Raw genomic sequence first — 16,593 nt, 5'->3', positions numbered from 1 at the left:
CCCGTTAGGAAATTTCTCATGCTGCACCGACGCCACGGTTCTCGGCCGCATCAATCGTTGATATTTCCCAAAATCCGGCGAGCCGACGTCTGTTAACGCCAATTGCCATCCTTAGCCGACCCTCCGCAGATTATCTGACGCAGTAACTGCATCGAGTAATCGGTCGACCATCTCCCCAGCCTGGCCGAGATAATTAACCGGATCACAAAGATCAGTCAGCCTCTCCCGACCTTCGGCCGCCGCAACAATTTCCTTGTTCTCCAAAAGGACATCGAGCAGCGCGCGGCGGCCAATAAATGCTTGGGTGCAAGCTTCATAAACGACGTCATGGGCGACTTGTCGGCCGAGCGCCGGCGCAATCGCCATCATGACAGCCTCTGCCACGATAAGCCCTCCGGACATATCAAGGTTGGACCGCATGCGTTGTTCATCCACGCAGAGGCCGGCGAGCATAAACTTTGCATTTGCAAGGCTTGACGAGGTCAAGAGAAACGACTCGGGAATGGAGAGCCATTCAAGATGCCATGGGCCAGTCGCTCTCTCAAAATCGTGGATCATTCCGTCTAAAATAGACGCGACATGCTGCCTTACACTTTTTGCTGCTGCCAGCATCAATTCGCTTGAAATTGGATTTCGTTTTTGCGGCATAGTGGATGACGCTCCGCGATGTGGCACAAACGGTTCGGCCACCTCGCCGAATTCCGTGGACGCCATAATCATCACGTCGGTCGCTATCTTTCCCAACGAACCGGTGACCAGGCCTAGGAATGATACCGCTTCAGCAATGCCATCTCGAGCCACGTGCCAGGTGATGTCCGGTTGGCCGAGTTGCAATTCTTCACAAAGCAGCTTCTGAACCGAAAGGCCATCCCGGCCAAGAGATGCAAGAGTGCCAGCGGCTCCGGAATACTGCCCGACAAGGACCCTAGGCAAAAGCTGTTCCAGCCGCTGTTCGTGACGATTGATCGAAGACAGCCAAACCGCCGCCTTGAAACCGAAAGTCACTGGCAGCGCGTGCTGAAGATGGGTGCGGCCCGCCAAAGGAACGTCGCGATAGCGGGCCGACATCCCCGCCAAAATTTTGCTAAGTTCGGAGAGATCCTTCTGAACGAGTGACAGAGCCTTCCGCAGTTGCAAGATTGTGGCGGTGTCCATTATGTCCTGGGTAGTGGCACCCCAGTGAACGTATTTACCTGCCTCTCCCGCCGCGGCGGAAAGCTGTCGGACAAGCGGAAGAATTGGATAACCTACGATATCGGTCTCCTTTTTTAGGCGCTCCCAATCGAGTTCAATGTTCTCCGCAGCAGCAGTAATTTGATCTGCAGCTTGTTTTGGAACAAGTCCGATGCGCGCCTGGGCGCGGGCGAGCGCCGCTTCTACAGCAATGTACGAAGCAACCAGCTCCTGGTCTGCGAAGATTTGCCTCATTTCTGATGTGCCAAACATGTCGCGGAACAGAAGTGAATCAAAAACGGTTGACGCCATATTAAACTCCATATGTTCGACTTTATTGATATCTTCGGTGAGGCGCAAAGTCAACCGCAACCGGGCCGATTTACGGCCTTATCCGTCGAGGATCGTAACGTCGCGCAGCATTGCTTGACAAATTTTATAGATCGTACATACCATTTGTTCGTACATAATAACGCAAATCGCTGCAACTAATTGATAGGGAACAATGGTATCCACTAATCAATCTCTTCGGGCGAAAATGATCGCCTGTGTTCTTGGCCTAGCTGTCGCTTCCCAAGCTTCTGCGGCAGAGACCTATCAGGCTGGCGTAGAAGCCTCCTTTCCTCCGTGGTCCTACGTGGAAGGTGGAGAATTCAAAAGCATCGCAGTCGACGCCGTACGGGAGATCGCCAAAGAAAAAGGTTTCAATGTCGAATTCAAGGACCTTCCGTGGACTTCGCTCGTACCCGCGCTGGCATCGAATAAGATCGATGTTCTGGTCACTGGTATGTTCGTTACCAAGGAAAGAAACGAGGTTATCGACTACACCGTGCCGTGGTGGGAAACGAACGACGTTGTTCTCATCAGCACAACCGACAAGAGGACGATTGCGAGCGCACTTTGTTGCGATGCCAAAGTCGGCACTCAATCTGGGTCAGGATGGGAGAGGTGGATTGACGATAACTTCGTAAATGGAGAATTCCCCACCAAAGTCACGATGCAAACATATGATGATCCAATTGCTGCAACTGAGGACCTCCGGACGGGCAGGATCAATTCGATCGTGTTCAGTGCCGACGTCGCGGCAGATCTCATTTCTAAAGGGCTGCCAGTGAAAGAGGTTGGATCGATAACGACGCGCCGCCCATGGGCCATCGCAGCTGGGAAGGACGACCCCAAAAGATTGCTTGCTGTTCTAGGCCGTGGTGACGATTTAACGGATCGGGATTCCCAAGAAGGAGCAAATCAGATTCAACACTGACTTTTGGAGGTCAGTGATGGATTGCGATAAGCTTCGGGACGATCAATGGGAACGGCTCAAGGGTTTCGTGCCGGGCGGCAGGCGAGGCAAGCGCGGTCCCCGGACAAATAACCGGTTGTTTCTCGATGCACTTTTGTGGATGGCCCGCTCCGGCGGCCGCTGGCGTGACCTGCCCGAGTATCTGGGCGACTACCGTTCGGTGAAGCGGCGCTATTATCGCTGGATCGAGATGGGCGTGCTGGACGACATGCTTGCCGCGCTCGCTCGTGAAGCAGATCTCGAATGGCTGATGATCGATTCGACCATCGTCCGTGCTCATCAGCACGCCGCCGGCGCACGCAAAGTCAAAGGGGGGCGGATGCCCAGGGCCTGGGTCGGTCTCGGGGTGGGCTGAGCACCAAGATCCATGCCGCCGGCGATGCGCTCGGTCTGCCGCTTCGCCTGATCGGCACGCCAGGACAGCGCAACGACATCACAGCCGCCCATGATCTCGTCAACGGTCTCGACGCCGCTGCCCTCCTGGCCGACAAGGGCTACGATGCCGGGCACCTCATTGAGAAACTGGAGAAGACGGGAACCGAAATCGTCATCCCGCCCAAACGGGATCGCAAAACGCAGCGAGCTTACGACACCGCACTTTACAAGGAGCGCAACCGCATTGAGCGCTTCTTCAACAAGCTCAAACAGTTCCGTCGCGTGGCAACCCGCTACGACAAATTGCTCGCAAACTTCATGGGGTTCGTCAAACTCGCCGCTATCGCCATATGGCTCAAATAGTTAAATCGTCACCACGCCCTAGGGCCTGTCGTCAGTTGAGCGAAATGAAAGCGGCGACGAGCTGAACGGCTCCGAGAAAGGTGGCGGCGAGCTTGTCGTATCGCGTGGCTATAGCTCTGAACTGTTTGAGATTATTAAAGAAACGTTCGATGAGATTGCGCTCGCAATAAAGCGCGAAGTCTGTTGGTCTGGGCGTCGTACGATTGGCTTTTGGCGGAATCACCGGAGTAATGTGACGTGCTTTGAGATGGTCGATGAGCGCGTCGGCATCATAAGCTTTGTCAGCCAGGAACGCCTGAGGATCAACTTCCTCAAGAAGAGGTTGAGCTCAAGTCGGTTTCGTGTTTCAGGATTTCGCCTTGTTTTCTCACCTCACCGCACTTGAGAACGTCATGCTGGGGCTGACGAAAGTCAAGAAGCTGTCGAGGGTTCATGCACGGGACAGAGCGCGTGAGGAACTTGCCAAAGTCGGCCTCCTGAACCGAGAGGGGCACTATCCGTCTCAACTGTCTGGCGGTCAGGAGCAACGCGCCGGAATTGCACGGGCACTAGCAATGGATCCCTCGGTCATCCTCTTCGATGAACCGACCTCCGCCTTGGATCCTGAGCTGACAAGTGAGGTTTTAGCTGCAATGCGGAACATCGCAATGCAGGGGATTACTATGGTTGTCGTGACCCATGAGATGAAATTTGCAAAAGAGGTCGCGTCGGAGGTCATCTTTATGGATCGAGGGACAGTACTAGAGACAGCGCCCCCGGCTGAATTTTTCGACCCCCCCCGAACGGAACGGTCTCGCCGCTTCCTTCAGCTAAATCCTCTAAGATAAGGGGATTTTCATGGTTGATTTTATCGAAGCATATGCGCCTTCGTTGGTGAAGGCGCTTCCAGCTACACTCGTGATTTGGATACTAGCAGTCGCAGTGGGGGCCGCGGTGGGACTTCTCTTAGCCCTCATACGTGTCTATGCGGCGACGCCGCTTGCGAAAGCAAGTGCCGTGTACGTCGACGTCGTCCGCGGCACACCGATGTTGGTCCAAATGTTCATTCTCTATTTCGGCCTTCCCGAAATTGGAATCGTCTTTTCTCCGTTCGTTGCGGCCACTTTGGCAATAGGCTTGAATTCGGCTGCATATCAGGCCGAATATTTCCGAGCAGGCTTCCTTGCTATACCGTCGAACCAGGTCGCGGCCGCGAGGGCGTTGGGCATGAAAAAGTGGTGTTACGTTCGCCATGTCTCGATCCCGCAGGCAATGCGAATTGCCCTTCCTGCCTGGTCCAATGAATTTGTTGTAGAACTGCAATATTCTTCTCTCGCCTTTACGATCGGTGTGACCGAACTCACGGGCGCTGCGCAGAAGATTTGCTCGACGACGTACCGCTGCGTCGATGCTTATCTACTCGCTGGAGCTTTCTATTTGGTTCTCACAGGTGTGGTGGTGACAGCTTTCAGTGCGATCTCGAAGCGTTTCGCGATAACGCCCGCGCAATAGGATGCCGAAGAGGTAGGGCTTAAGAGACCTCTCGGTAGAGTTTAATGGCCGAGCACGTCCCCCAGTCGTCGCTTTCCAATTCTTCATTATTGACGAGGATGTTGATCCTGCGCCAATAGGAACATACGTGACGGAAATGGGATCGAAAGAAAAGTATGGCGCCTAAGTACGCAGCGGTCGCTCAGGTCCTGGTTAAAGGCATTCAGGAAGGTCGATATCCTGTTGGGTCTGTCCTGCCTAATGAACTAGATCTTGCCAATCAATTTGGCGTGGGCCGCTCGACGGTGCGCGCTGCAATGCGGGAGCTGCAAAGTTCGGGGCTAATCAGTCGCAAAAGAAATGTGGGTACGCGGGTTGAATCCGCGGGACTGGAATCGTTAGAACTTACGTTTTCTCAAGCGATGACCTCCATCCAATCGATTCAACAGTTCGGAGTTGATACGAAACGGCGCATCAAAGACATTCGCGAAGTTGTGGTTGATGAAGCGCTGTCGAGGGAACTCGACTGTAGACCCGGAAGCCGCTGGCTTAAGGTCTCAAGTTTACGTGTCATTTCGCAGCAGAACAAAGATGAGCCCTTTTGCTGGACCGATGTTTATATCAGTTCGGAGGTCAGCCAGGCCGTCGAACCGCGGCTCCGCAACTATGATGAAATCTTCAGTAATTTGATTGAGGAGGTGTCAGGGAGGCGAATAGTGGAAATCCGCCAAGATATATTCGCCACAATTATTTCCCGCGAGGTCGGTGTTGCACTTCATTCAGAGCACGCCCCGGTGGGACTGAAAATACGGCGGAAGTATTTTCTCAGCCCAATGAACCTTGTTCAGATCAGTCTAACTTACCATCCATCCGATCGGTTTCACTACGCCAGTATTCTAAAAAGGACGTGACTCGCAAATTAAACGCTACGGGGCACGAGTGCTACCTAGACTTCCTGACCAGCGCTTTCCGTTGAGTATTTTCGCCCATAATGTCTGAAACCCCGGGTTATCACGAAGTTTGCATAGTGCTTGTATTGGTTCTTGAGCGGTGAGCGTCCGGCGAAGGCATTTCGCTTGGTTGAGAGGCCGATATTATAGGCCGCGCGTCACCTCGTCAGCCATGACGCGCTCGATCATCTGGGGATCGCATCGTTCATCGACGAGGAACTGGCGGATCCCACCGCTCCATGTTCGTATGTCGGCGAGGAGACTTTGGAGCTCATCCACGCCGTTCTCGGTCAGGCCCTTTGTGCCGTATTCGCTGCCGTCGCGGACATAAAGCAATTCGCCCTCGCTGATATTGTCCGAGTTGGCGGTCACCTCCTCGATCAATTCGAGGTTCTCGCCGATCATCTCAGCGACCTGTTTGAGCGTATAAATGAACCTCGAGCGTGCCATCACGCAGCCTCGTACCGGTTTTTCGCCAGCGCCCACTGCCACGGCAGCAATTCCTGGAGCCGATCCTTTGGATGGCTCTGGATCCTGGTCAGGACGTCTGTGAGATAGACCTCCGGATTGTGGCCATGGAGTTTGGCAGTCTCGATGATGGTCAGGATATTGGCGATGCGCTCACCGCCCTTGTCTGACCCGGCGAAGAGCCAATTTTTTCTTCCGATTCCAAGCGGACGCATGGCTCGTTCAGCTATGTTGTTATCGATTTCGACACGGCCATCGTCGATGTAAACGCTCAATGCTGCCCATCGCGACAGCGCGTATCGCATTGCCTCGGCCAGCTTCTGCTTCTGCGGCAACGTCGAAAGCGTCTCTTCTATCCAGCTCTTGAGGTCCGCCAGAATGGGCCTGGCGTGTTGCCGACGCAGTGTACGCCGTTCGTCAGCCGGCATGCCGCGGATACGATCCTCGATATCGTAGAGAGCGCCTATGCGAGACAGCGCCTCCTCGGCTATCGGGGATGGTTTCAGCTTGATGACGTCATGGAATTTGCGGCGCACATGCGCCATGCACGCAGCCTCGACGATCTGATTGCCGTAAAACTTCTTATAGCCTCCATAGCCATCGGCATGCATCACGCCGCTGAAGTTGGCGAGATGGTCGGCCGGATGCGCACCCTTACGGTCAGGGCTATAGTAATAGGCGATGGCGCCGGGAGTGGGATCCTGATAGCCGCTTCCATCGAAGACATTGACCCAGACCCTGCCGGTTTTCGTCTTTCCCCGCCCAGGGTCGAGAACATCAACCGGGGTATCGTCAGTATGTATTCGGTCGACCGCGGCGATATGGGCCCTGATCAGCAAGATAAGCGGGGCAAGCAGGACCGACACGCGGCCTACCCAGTCCGCCATGACGGACCGGGATATATCTATTCCCAGCCGATCATACATCTCGGACAGACGGTAGAGCGGGATATGATCGTCGAACTTGGCGACCATGATGTGAGCGAGCAATCCCGGTCCAGGCTTGCCTCGCTCGATCGGCAAGGTCGGCATTTCGCCAGACACCGTTGTATCGCAGTCCCTGCAGATCATGCGCTTTTCGACATGGCGGACAATTTTCACAGACGCCGGCACATGCTCCATCACCTGGACCACCTTGTCGGCCGCCTTCAAGAAGGACATGCCACCACAGGTCGGACAACTGCAGGGCGCTGCATAGATCAGCTCTTCTGTGGGAAGATCATCCGGCAGCGGCCTGCGTTTGGGTTTACCTGGTGCGTCGTCCAACTCCGGCAAAGGTGTTTTCCCGGAGCGAATTTCCGCTTCCGCTCGCGACGCCTCGATCTCCTCCAGCATCAGCTCGAATTGCTCGATCTTCCGGTCTATCTTTTCCGAAGAAGGACCGTGCTGCCGATGTCGGAGCAGTTCCAACTGCGCGCGCAGAAGACCGATAATGGAGTCGCGCTTGGTGACTTCGGCTTCTTGCTCGCTGAGTTTCGCCGCCTGTTCAGCGACGAGCGCTCGCAATGCAGATAGCTCGTCCTGACTGTCCAACGGCGTTGTTTCCATGCCGGCAAACTAGCCGATTTGCGCCTGGAGCGCTAGCATTTTTCCCAGATTTTCGAGCAGAATAAGGCTCTTAGCCGGTCCGCGCTGGAGCGGAAGTCCACGCAGGTCGGCGCCAATCGATCCCTTCGACAAGCATGGAAAGCTGAGCCTGTGTCAGATGCGCAACGCCTTCTTTCGCCGTCGGCCAGGGAAAATATCCGCGCTCGAGAATTTTGTAGAAAAGGCAAAACCCCTGGCCATCCCACCATAAAAGCTTAATCCGATCCGCGCGTTTGCCGCGGAATCCGAAGATTGCGCCAGAACCCGGCGCTTCCTTTATGACAGCCTCGACCAACGCTGACAGGCCATCAATGCCGCGCCGCATATCCGTCACCCCGCAGGCCAAATAGACCCGCACATTTCCCGAAGGCCCAATCATGCCGCCTCCACGCAGGCGATCAAAGATGCCAACGTCTTTCGTTCAAGGTCGGCTGGAACTTTCAATCCGCGACCGTTTCGTAGCAAGATCTTGATGAACATTGGCGCGGGCGGAGCAGCAGGCTTTTGCTCCAGACCTACTTCGTCCACGAGCTGTACCGGAAGGAACGATGGCAACGCACTAAAGGGGCTGAATGTCTTTCGCCATAAACGGATCTGACCTGGATGGATGTCATGACGGCGAGCCACATCGCCAATGCGGACGCCGGGCCGATCTGCTTCTGCCAATATCTCCAACTTAGCGTCTTTCGACCATCGCCGCCTACGCTCAACGCCGGAAATAATTTCCATGCGAGCCATGCCAACCTCTCAGATCTGGTATTAATGTCAGCACTAATGCTGGTTCTAATGCCAGAACATCGCCTAACTGGCTCGTTCAGCAAAATCCGCTCACCGGACGCTCACCTTGAGCGGTCGGAGAGACAGCGAACAATGCTGCCGAGGAATGAGCCGAATCCGTTTTTATTTTCCTACCATCGCGTCGCCACATCTAGCCGATGGCGGAAGTTTCTGGCCAAAACCTCTTCCCCGAACGGCGTCAGCGCGGCCTATTTTCGTCAGTCCGCGGCAAAACAACGTCCAGGCTCTATTTAGATATCTCCCCGGTAACGAAGGCTAAACAAGCTACGGCATTTCAAGTAGGCCTCTGTCTAATTTACATATGTCCTCGCAACCGCTGAGCGCCATTGCGATGTCCAATTCCCGACGCAATACCCCGATCATTTGACTAGCACCCGACATGCCTCCGACCGCCGTACCATATAGGGACGCGCGACCAATCATGACGGCTTTGGCTCCAACCGCCAGCAGTTTAAGGATATCGCTGCCACGTTGGATGCCGCTATCGGCTAAAACCGTCATTTGCTCGCCAACGGCATCAACAATTCGCGCAAGGACCTCGATCGGCGCTACAGCCGCATCCAGTTGCCGAGCACCATGATTTGACACGACGATCCCGTCCGCGCCGACATTTACCGCCTGAAGAGCGTCGTCGGCACGAAGTATTCCCTTCAGAATTAATCTGCCTTTCCATACTTCGCGCAATTTGCGCACATGATGCCAGTTTAGCCCGGGTTGAAGCCTCAGGCTTTTGGTTGCGGCAAAAAGATTGTTTCTATACGCTTCAGGATAATTTTCAAAACTTGGAATCCGACCAGAGACGAAATAACGCGCGGGCACACCTAGAGCCCAGCGAGGATGGCAGATGACATCCGCGATATTGCGCATGCCAAACCGGAATGGCATGCCAAAACCGTTCCGGACATTGTACTCTCGATTGGCGTTGACGACGGTATCTACCGTCGCAACGAGAACCTTCACACCGCTGTTCCAAGCCCGCTCAAGGAGTTGCCGCCAGAGGTACTCGTCCTCCCACATATACAGTTGAAACCAAGTTTCCCCATCGCTTGCTCCCGCGATTTCTTGGACGGCGTCGATTGCTTCGGTCGCCGCGCAGAATGGGATACCATTGGCGGCAGCAGCTTTCGCTAGTTGTACCTCACCGCGATACCATACGAGCCCAGCGAACGCCGTAGGGGCGATGATGATCGGAGCATCGTATGTCGTGCCGAAAAGCGAAACTTTTTGGTTGCGAGTTGTGCCGCCTCCCAAGACGCGAGGTTTAACCCTTACCGTATCCAGCGCAATTCGGTTATGCCGAAGCCCGACCTCATCCTCTGAACCCCTATCGATGTATTCGAAAATGCCGCGGGGAAGACGGCGCATAGCGAGTTGCCTCGCCTCCCGATAGTTCAGAAAATTCCTCACCTTGACCCCCTGAATAGCATTCGCGACAGGTGCCTCTTGAACAATCCAGTTGATTGGCGGGCGCTTTTCGGCCCCGCCACAATCAAGGGCGGCGGCCGGTGTTTCACCGCCCGCCACCTAAGCGAACATGCAAGATCGAAAAGGCCATTAGCCCTGCGCTACGCAGAAAATCTCAACTGTGTTGACATCCCGCATGCAGGAATGAGGCACCAATGTCAGAGGCGGAAGGACACCGCCGACGCACTCCGTTAGCGTTCTGACAAAATTGATCGTCTCTGCTTCGGTTCCGGTAGAGCTGAAGTAGCACACCATAAGCTTTAGATCAGCAAGTGTGCGGCCGAAAGGCTGCAGGAGGTCCTTGACATAACCCATCGTGAAACGCGTTTGAGGCGCAAGTTGACCCTTGAAGACGCGAATCCCCGTGTTCGTGTGCGGATGGAAAGGTACCTGGCCTCCTAACCAAATAACATCGCGTAGTCTAATCGCCTGCCGGTAGGGTGCGGGTATTGGCCAATCCCATACTCGCTCGGGCCAATGGTCTTCACGCGGAATGTATTTATCGTAACCGTTCCGCCGCTCACGCATGGCGAGAACCTCGATTTTCGTCATCGCACCTTCGGGGTGCACATCCCTAAAGGGAACGGTTGTGGCAACAGGACCGGGATCTCTGAAGTAGCCGAGCCTGGCCTTTGCGAGCGGAACCCAATCTTCTCGCGTGGTCCCAATATGGTAGCCCTCCATCTTGATACAATCCTGGAATGACGCACCAAGCGCTGCCAAGGTCTCCTCATGCTTCTGCATGATAAAGTGAGTTTGCGGTAGCGGTTCGTCGGGGTGGTATGCCCGCCCATCCGGCTCTTCTGCGGCTAGATTTGCCACCGCGATAAACTCACCTGCTCTCAGGCCAGCCGTCACCTCTTTTCCTCCGAAAAGCTCTTTTCGCCCAGAGGGGATGGGTCTCGCTACCGATCGCACATCCGGCCCTGACCGCCAGCCACGCTGCGCGATCGCCTGCAGCTGAATCATCTGACCGTCGAATGGCTGTAAGGGCTCCGCAACAGTGCTGATAGCCGGCATTGGATTGGTATTGAAGAAGCGAGAGAGTGCGGCGATTACATCCCAGTCGTCGCAATCTGCTGTGTAGTGCGCCTTGATCCGAACCACATCGTCCAGAGTACAGGATTCAGCATCGAGCGCGGCAGCTAGGTTTTCCACCGCACCGGCGACTTGCTTTGGTAAGTCGCTCGGATTGCGAATTCGCCCCCCGCTATCGAAATCTCCTGCTCCACCGACAAAGCTCAAAGCCCCCGCGCTGGCGGACAATTGGTGAGCCGACTCGATCGGTAGCTTCCATTCGACACCGTCAATATTCATGTTGCCTCCAATACAATCATATCTGCCTGGCTACGCCAGCCTCACATTGACATGTAGCGCACCCCGTACACCTATGCAACATCCGTTTCAATTTTGTTTTGTTGGTCCATTTGACGCACAATTCGCGGAACGCGCCACGCAAAATCCAGTGAGAAAATGGCTTCGGGAAGAGCGAGTGTGGGAGCGGACAACAACAGTGTGACTTTTTGAAACGTGGAGCGACAACGTGATTCAACCCGGACGTTTCTCAAATCCAAGCTACGAACAGCCGTAGATTACAATCTGCGGCTGTTGAGTAATTGCGAGCGACAGTATGCGCTACTTTTCAATCGATATATCCATCCCAAACCACTTGACTGCGGCCTGCGAAAGCGAGCCGTCTTCCCGCATTTTTTCCACGGCAGCGGCGACTTTCTCGCTGAACTCTTTATCACCTTTCTCAACGACCAGTGATGAAGGCGAATAAAAAGCTGGAGCGTCCAACAGCTTAATTGGATATCCATGATCAATCGCATCTTTAAGATTATTGGTTGTGCTCATGACGGCATCAACACGAGCGCCATCACCAAGCCGCAGGTCATCCAATGCTAGGCTTGTGTTCTCATAAACATTTACCTTTCCTGGGGTGAACTTGAATTCAATTGGTTTTGCATCAAGCCAGTCCGGAACGAGCTTGTGGGCAAGATACTGTTCCTCCTGCGTTCCCGCGGTAACGCCCACAGTCTTTCCTTCGAGGTCCGACAATTTTGTAAGCTTGCTATCTTTATGGACCGCCGCACCGGTCCCCCCGTACTGGTAATATGCAGGGAACTCAAATTTGTCCGTCCGTGACATTCTCGGGGACATGTACGTCGCCAGATCCCACCGATTGCCCCACTTGCCTCCGACGATAAGATCCCATCCAGGGGTGACAAACTTAGCCTGTACGTTCAAGAATTTCGCAACTCCATTTGCAACGTCGATGTCGTATCCCACCAACTCGTGCTTTTCGTTGAGAAACGAATTCTTTCCCCAATTCGTCCCGACTGCGACCGTCAGAGTTTTCGTCGCGAGTATTCGGTCAAGGACGGCGCCGGCGTTGGCGGTGGTCGTTGCCGCAATTGCGGTCAGTATTAGTGACCCTACAAACAATGCTAAATTCACAGGCTTTTTCATGGAACTGTTCCCTTCTTTGGAGGCCTGGATACAACCGGGCCCCAATCGAATGGCCCTATGCCTCGCGGCCACGGTTTATCCAAGCTCAGAGTACATGTTAGCAGGCGCTGATGCAACGTTTGTCTCAGTATCTATATTTTATGTCATTCGCTGCAAAGAAGCAGCGGGTGCTAGCGGTCGCTACATGGACGCAGAATACACTGACGGCGTCACAGCACCGGCGCTGGCTTCGTCGGCCTTAACCAGATATCTCTGAAGTCGCATCCGCGTGTGCCAGCGCGACTTTCACCGCACGAGCTCAATAAAGCCGCCTAGATGACGTAGTGCTGCGGGGACCGGACTTATGCCGCGTCAACGCGCTACCTGGACGTTGGGCTGACGTCTGAGCGAGAATATGAGCCTTGCCGCTCAACCTGGGTGTCGGCCACTGCTGGTCAAACCTCGAATCCGCGCACCAACTCCTCATCTGAGGGTAGGCTCTAAGATCGACCAACGTCCAAGCCCGCATCGCACTCCAGCGTAAAATAGATATCGACCGGAGATTGGAGCAAGGCAACGCTTGGTTGCCCCCGTAGGATTTCTTGAGAAGATAATGCATGCATTCCCTGCTGATAAAGGCCATGAATGCACCTCAAGGTATCGCTCCTCCGGTCCCGGAAATCGGCACCGAAGTTTTATGTCGTTGCCAACAACCGCCATTTCTTAGTGCGATAGGATCTGGCTCAAGAAAAGTTTCGTTCTGGGATGCTGTGGGTTGGTGAAGAACTCATGTGGCGGGCCCTCTTCAACTATCTGACCTGCGTCCATAAAAATGACTCGATCGGCGACGGCGCGAGCAAAACCCATTTCATGCGTGACGCAAACCATCGTCATGCCATCGCGGGCAAGAGCTGTCATCGTCTCAAGGACTTCGGACACCATTTCAGGATCGAGCGCTGAGGTGGGCTCATCGAAAAGCATAACTGCTGGTTCCATGCACAGAGAGCGCGCGATTGCCACGCGCTGTTGCTGCCCCCCCGACAGTTGAGCAGGATACTTGTTTGCCTGCTCAGGAATGCGGACTCGTTCCAGGAACTTCATTGCGGTATTCCGTGCGTCGGCCTCCGGGACACCCTTAATCCACATCGGAGCCGCCATACAGTTCATAAGCACGGTCATGTGCGGGAAAAGATTGAAGTGCTGAAACACCATGCCGACGTTCTTACGGACGTCAGTGACGTTCCGCATTTTGTCGTGCAGTCTGATCCCGTTGACAGTTATGTCTCCCTGCTGATGAGCCTCCAGACGATTGAAGCAGCGGATTAACGTTGATTTCCCAGACCCTGAGGGGCCACAGATTACGATTCGCTCTCCTTTGCGGACGGTAAGATCAATGTCCGTCAATACTCGAAAGGTGCCGTACCACTTGGACACGTTCGTTGCTTCAATGATATTTTCGGCACTCATATCAGCTTGCTTCTGACCTGGTGGTTCTGAGTTCGAGATGGGCTGCGGGTGCAAAACGCCTACTGCCTGTGGCGGAGATGCCCCAACACTGCCAAGCTGTGTCACGTGTTTAACGGTCATCGAAGTTTGCTCCTCGCAAAGTGGCGCTCGAGTCTTGATTGAGCTACCTCAAGGCAGGCAGACATCATCCAGTAGATGACAGCGGCTGTAATGAGCATTTCCATGTGATGAAAAGTCGGCTGGCCAACTGTCCGAGCAAGGAATGTCAATTCCCACACGCCGAGGACCGAAACGAGCGAACTGTCTTTCAGCATCGAAATAAACATGTTCCCCATCGGAGGTATGATGACCGGAAGCGCCTGAGGCAGGATGATCCGGCGCATGGTAAGTGCAAAGCCAAACCCCATGGATCGGGATGCCTCCCATTGGCCCCGATCGATGCTCTGAATACCCGCGCGGAATATTTCAGTCATGTAGGCACCGACGCAAAGCGAAAGCGCCAATATGCCAGAGGGCACAGCGTTCATCACAACGCCCAACTGCGGGAGGCCAAGATAGATCAGATAGATCTGCATCAATAGCGGCAAACCGCGGAAAAATGACGTGTAGAAGCTCGCAATAGCGTAGGCAAAGCCGTTGCTTGAGAGCTTCGCAACCGCGGCGACTATTGCGATAATCGACGCGAAGACCAGTGAAATCGCAGAGACATAAAGCGTAGTCACCACCCCTTGAGTGATCAGGAAGGGTAGGTTCTGCCAGATGAAGGGCATGCTCAAATCAAATGATCTAAAGAAGCCAAGGAAGAGGAGCAGCAGTTCAACCCACACAATACCGATCTGTACACGCAACGGGGCGAGACCGATGAGTACGAGATTCAAGCAAAATCCCACCGCGATAAGGAAAGCGATTGCGAATCGACCGTAGAGGCCACTTTCGAGTGGCTCTCCTATAACCGGGCGCATCAGTTCGCCCATAGAAGTGCCTGTCACATTGACTATCATAAACGCTGCGAGCACGACAAAAAAGATGAAAGCCAAGAAACGCGGATTGTGAACGAGGACTTCGGATTCAACCGTATCTGAATAGAGCATGGCGATTTCCCGAACGACGCGGCTAAGGTCGCCCCCGCCGCGTCGACCTTTCATCCTTAGTTAGCGACAGAGAAGTCCTTGCCATACCATTTGATGGAGAGCTTCGACAGCGTGCCGTCTTCTCTCATGCTCTGTACGGCCGCCGCCACCTGCTCACTGAATTCTTTGTCCCCCTTTTCGATGGCAATCACAGCGGGTGACGAGAATAGAGTACCGACAGCCTTGATCGGATAACCGGATTTAATAGCGTTTGCGGTGTAGGATTCGTCAGTGATCACGCCATCGAGGCGCACGCCGTCGCCGAGGCGAAGGTCGTCCAGAGCGACAGAGGCAGTCTCATATGATTTCACTTCGCCAGGCGTGAATTCATACACGATGGGTTTCGCGCCGACCCAGCCTGGCGTAAACTTATGATTAGCATAATCTAAATCAACGGAACCGCTAGTCGCGCCGATTCGCTTGCCGTCGAGGTCCGAAGGTTTAGTCGCCTTGCTATCCTTGTGAACGACGGCTGCTGATCGCTGATAGAAGTAAGTGACCGAAAGATCGAACTTCTCCGTCCGGGCTGGCGTTGGAGTCATCTGCCCCATGCCGATGTCCCATCGACCTCCCCATTTCCCCGCCGCGATAAGGTCCCAGCCCGGGGTCACCAACTTTAGCTCGGCACCGAGGTGCTTCGCGATTTGCCGGGCAACATCGATGTCGTAACCGACAATCTCCCCCTTATCAAGGAAGTAGGCTGGCGCCCAATCTGTGCCAACCGCAGCCGTCAGTGTCTTCGTTTTGAGCACCCTGTCAAGCACTTCGCCGGCATGAACCGACGTGGCGAACGCGGCTGAAACTGCTGCGAACGAGGCGGCCGCTGCTACCATGATCGTGATCTTGTTCATTTATATTCCCCATTGTTAGCGATCTTTGTTGCAGTCGGCGTCCGGCGGTTCCGCAGGATGCGATCTGCCTCATATTTGTACCCCACTATGCGAAATAGTGCAACATTTGTTTTATAAATGATAATGATGGTGCATTTGTGCCAGCGCACACGTGTGGAAATTTTTCAAGGCCTGCAAAATGGGAGATTTATAGCGGCCGTTTCGCGATTTCCGCTGCAACCTCATCATCCAACGGAGTGTCGAACGTCATCAAGATAAAGCCCAAGACCGTGTAAAACCCCACCGTCGCCATGAGATCAAATACTGCTGATCGCCCGATCGTGGCGCACAATTCACGCTCGATCCCAGGTGGTAATCGGGCTTCATCAAAAAGCGCGTCGACGGCCATGGCAATGAGTGCGTCCTCTCCCTGAGGACATCCACTCATTGCTTGAATTCGCTCATCCCCTATACCCAGCGCACGAGAGCGGCTGACGTGATGAGCCCACTCGTACGAAGATCGCATCCGATGGGCCGTGCGCAAGATGACAAGTTCTGATCGAACGGGACCTAAAGCGCTATCCTTCACGATGTGTTGGCGGAGCGGAGCCCATGCCTTCAGCAAATTGGGATGGTGGGCCATCGTGCGATAGACATTCAGTGCGCCGGCAAAGCCAGCACGCATATCCGCGATCTCGGCTGGCCAGTTCTCATCGCTCACGGGTTGGCAAGAAGATCTTGCCTTGGGAGTAACCTTCATGCGCTAAA

17 protein-coding genes and 1 pseudogene are annotated in these 16,593 nt (G+C 54.4%); 5 read left to right on the top strand and 13 right to left on the bottom strand.

Translation table 11 applies throughout. From position 1 onward, the window contains the following. Positions 1 to 111 precede the first annotated feature (111 nt). Positions 112 to 1,485 (bottom strand): 3-carboxy-cis,cis-muconate cycloisomerase, encoded by a 1,374-nt coding sequence (gene pcaB, locus NXC24_RS23120; RefSeq protein ID WP_104825940.1) that lies wholly within the window; start codon positions 1,483 to 1,485, stop codon positions 112 to 114. Positions 1,486 to 1,678: 193 nt separating this feature from the next. On the opposite strand from pcaB, the gene NXC24_RS23115 reads away from it, so the two are divergent. Continuing rightward, complete coding sequence (locus NXC24_RS23115; protein ID WP_104825768.1) at positions 1,679 to 2,434, top strand: ABC transporter substrate-binding protein; 756 nt, start codon at positions 1,679 to 1,681, stop codon at positions 2,432 to 2,434. Positions 2,435 to 2,450: 16 nt separating this feature from the next. Continuing rightward, positions 2,451 to 3,211, top strand: a protein-coding gene (locus tag NXC24_RS23110; protein WP_104825767.1) for an IS5 family transposase whose coding sequence is annotated in 2 segments (ribosomal slippage) — positions 2,451 to 2,790 and positions 2,790 to 3,211 — 762 coding nt in all. Because the reading frame shifts where the segments join, the coding sequence is not laid out codon by codon here. 31 nt (positions 3,212 to 3,242) lie between these two features. Here NXC24_RS23110 and NXC24_RS23105 read toward each other — a convergent pair. Then, positions 3,243 to 3,545: pseudogene (locus NXC24_RS23105) on the bottom strand (transposase); the annotation flags it as partial. 7 nt (positions 3,546 to 3,552) lie between these two features. Between NXC24_RS23105 and NXC24_RS23100 the strand changes: the two are divergent. From NXC24_RS23100 to NXC24_RS23090, 3 genes are all read left to right on the top strand, one after another. Beyond that, positions 3,553 to 4,038: an ATP-binding cassette domain-containing protein gene (locus NXC24_RS23100; RefSeq protein WP_104825766.1), complete on the top strand. Its 486-nt coding sequence runs from the start codon at positions 3,553 to 3,555 to the stop codon at positions 4,036 to 4,038. A 10-nt stretch (positions 4,039 to 4,048) separates the two neighbouring features. Continuing rightward, positions 4,049 to 4,702: an amino acid ABC transporter permease gene (locus tag NXC24_RS23095; RefSeq protein WP_104825765.1), complete on the top strand. Its 654-nt coding sequence runs from the start codon at positions 4,049 to 4,051 to the stop codon at positions 4,700 to 4,702. A gap of 155 nt (positions 4,703 to 4,857) precedes the next feature. Then, on the top strand, positions 4,858 to 5,592 hold the full coding sequence (locus NXC24_RS23090) for a GntR family transcriptional regulator (protein ID WP_104825764.1): 735 nt from the start codon (positions 4,858 to 4,860) through the stop codon (positions 5,590 to 5,592). A 183-nt stretch (positions 5,593 to 5,775) separates the two neighbouring features. Here the strand turns inward: NXC24_RS23090 and NXC24_RS23085 are convergent, their stop codons facing one another. The 11 genes from NXC24_RS23085 to NXC24_RS23035 form a co-directional block, all read right to left on the bottom strand. After that, positions 5,776 to 6,081 (bottom strand): hypothetical protein, encoded by a 306-nt coding sequence (locus NXC24_RS23085; RefSeq protein WP_104825763.1) that lies wholly within the window; start codon positions 6,079 to 6,081, stop codon positions 5,776 to 5,778. Continuing rightward, the gene (locus NXC24_RS23080; protein ID WP_104825762.1) at positions 6,081 to 7,646 is read right to left on the bottom strand and encodes an IS66 family transposase; all 1,566 of its coding nucleotides are present in this window, start codon (positions 7,644 to 7,646) and stop codon (positions 6,081 to 6,083) included. Before NXC24_RS23080 ends, NXC24_RS23085 begins: the two co-directional genes overlap by 1 nt. A gap of 70 nt (positions 7,647 to 7,716) precedes the next feature. Continuing rightward, a complete protein-coding gene (gene tnpB / locus NXC24_RS23075) occupies positions 7,717 to 8,064 on the bottom strand; it encodes an IS66 family insertion sequence element accessory protein TnpB (RefSeq protein WP_104825761.1) in 348 nt (115 codons plus the stop codon). Continuing rightward, complete coding sequence (locus NXC24_RS23070) at positions 8,061 to 8,423, bottom strand: transposase (RefSeq protein WP_104825760.1); 363 nt, start codon at positions 8,421 to 8,423, stop codon at positions 8,061 to 8,063. Before NXC24_RS23070 ends, tnpB begins: the two co-directional genes overlap by 4 nt. Positions 8,424 to 8,747: 324 nt before the next feature. Next, entirely contained in the window at positions 8,748 to 9,890 is a 1,143-nt protein-coding gene (locus NXC24_RS23065; protein WP_158704536.1) for an alpha-hydroxy acid oxidase, read from the bottom strand. Positions 9,891 to 10,037: 147 nt separating this feature from the next. Beyond that, the gene (locus NXC24_RS23060; RefSeq protein ID WP_104825758.1) at positions 10,038 to 11,264 is read right to left on the bottom strand and encodes a hypothetical protein; all 1,227 of its coding nucleotides are present in this window, start codon (positions 11,262 to 11,264) and stop codon (positions 10,038 to 10,040) included. A 318-nt stretch (positions 11,265 to 11,582) separates the two neighbouring features. Continuing rightward, positions 11,583 to 12,419: a transporter substrate-binding domain-containing protein gene (locus tag NXC24_RS23055; protein WP_104825757.1), complete on the bottom strand. Its 837-nt coding sequence runs from the start codon at positions 12,417 to 12,419 to the stop codon at positions 11,583 to 11,585. A 702-nt stretch (positions 12,420 to 13,121) separates the two neighbouring features. Further along, complete coding sequence (locus tag NXC24_RS23050) at positions 13,122 to 13,865, bottom strand: amino acid ABC transporter ATP-binding protein (protein ID WP_104825939.1); 744 nt, start codon at positions 13,863 to 13,865, stop codon at positions 13,122 to 13,124. Positions 13,866 to 13,981: 116 nt separating this feature from the next. Continuing rightward, positions 13,982 to 14,956 carry an amino acid ABC transporter permease gene (locus NXC24_RS23045; protein ID WP_104825756.1) on the bottom strand — a complete coding sequence of 325 codons (975 nt, stop codon included), beginning with the start codon at positions 14,954 to 14,956 and terminating at the stop codon, positions 13,982 to 13,984. A 56-nt stretch (positions 14,957 to 15,012) separates the two neighbouring features. Continuing rightward, positions 15,013 to 15,846, bottom strand: coding sequence for a transporter substrate-binding domain-containing protein (locus tag NXC24_RS23040; protein ID WP_104825755.1), 834 nt, complete (start codon positions 15,844 to 15,846; stop codon positions 15,013 to 15,015). A gap of 187 nt (positions 15,847 to 16,033) precedes the next feature. Next, positions 16,034 to 16,585 carry a carboxymuconolactone decarboxylase family protein gene (locus tag NXC24_RS23035; protein ID WP_245464028.1) on the bottom strand — a complete coding sequence of 184 codons (552 nt, stop codon included), beginning with the start codon at positions 16,583 to 16,585 and terminating at the stop codon, positions 16,034 to 16,036. Positions 16,586 to 16,593 lie beyond the last annotated feature (8 nt).

It is taken from the genome of Rhizobium sp. NXC24 (genome assembly GCF_002944315.1).
Classification (GTDB): Bacteria; Pseudomonadota; Alphaproteobacteria; order Rhizobiales; family Rhizobiaceae; genus Rhizobium.
Note: the sequence above shows the minus strand (reverse complement) of the source record. Positions and strands in the feature narration are given on the sequence as shown.

Excerpts from the sequence above, each read along its gene's own strand:
- pcaB (WP_104825940.1), bottom strand. The coding sequence starts at position 1,485 with ATGGCGTCAACCGTTTTTGATTCACTTCTGTTCCGCGACATGTTTGGC.
- NXC24_RS23115 (WP_104825768.1), top strand. The coding sequence starts at position 1,679 with ATGGTATCCACTAATCAATCTCTTCGGGCGAAAATGATCGCCTGTGTT.
- NXC24_RS23095 (WP_104825765.1), top strand. The coding sequence starts at position 4,049 with ATGGTTGATTTTATCGAAGCATATGCGCCTTCGTTGGTGAAGGCGCTT.
- NXC24_RS23090 (WP_104825764.1), top strand. The coding sequence starts at position 4,858 with ATGGCGCCTAAGTACGCAGCGGTCGCTCAGGTCCTGGTTAAAGGCATT.
- NXC24_RS23085 (WP_104825763.1), bottom strand. The coding sequence starts at position 6,081 with ATGGCACGCTCGAGGTTCATTTATACGCTCAAACAGGTCGCTGAGATG.
- NXC24_RS23080 (WP_104825762.1), bottom strand. The coding sequence starts at position 7,646 with ATGGAAACAACGCCGTTGGACAGTCAGGACGAGCTATCTGCATTGCGA.
- tnpB (WP_104825761.1), bottom strand. The coding sequence starts at position 8,064 with ATGATTGGGCCTTCGGGAAATGTGCGGGTCTATTTGGCCTGCGGGGTG.
- NXC24_RS23070 (WP_104825760.1), bottom strand. The coding sequence starts at position 8,423 with ATGGCTCGCATGGAAATTATTTCCGGCGTTGAGCGTAGGCGGCGATGG.
- NXC24_RS23060 (WP_104825758.1), bottom strand. The coding sequence starts at position 11,264 with ATGAATATTGACGGTGTCGAATGGAAGCTACCGATCGAGTCGGCTCAC.
- NXC24_RS23055 (WP_104825757.1), bottom strand. The coding sequence starts at position 12,419 with ATGAAAAAGCCTGTGAATTTAGCATTGTTTGTAGGGTCACTAATACTG.
- NXC24_RS23050 (WP_104825939.1), bottom strand. The coding sequence starts at position 13,865 with ATGAGTGCCGAAAATATCATTGAAGCAACGAACGTGTCCAAGTGGTAC.
- NXC24_RS23045 (WP_104825756.1), bottom strand. The coding sequence starts at position 14,956 with ATGCTCTATTCAGATACGGTTGAATCCGAAGTCCTCGTTCACAATCCG.
- NXC24_RS23040 (WP_104825755.1), bottom strand. The coding sequence starts at position 15,846 with ATGAACAAGATCACGATCATGGTAGCAGCGGCCGCCTCGTTCGCAGCA.
- NXC24_RS23035 (WP_245464028.1), bottom strand. The coding sequence starts at position 16,585 with ATGAAGGTTACTCCCAAGGCAAGATCTTCTTGCCAACCCGTGAGCGAT.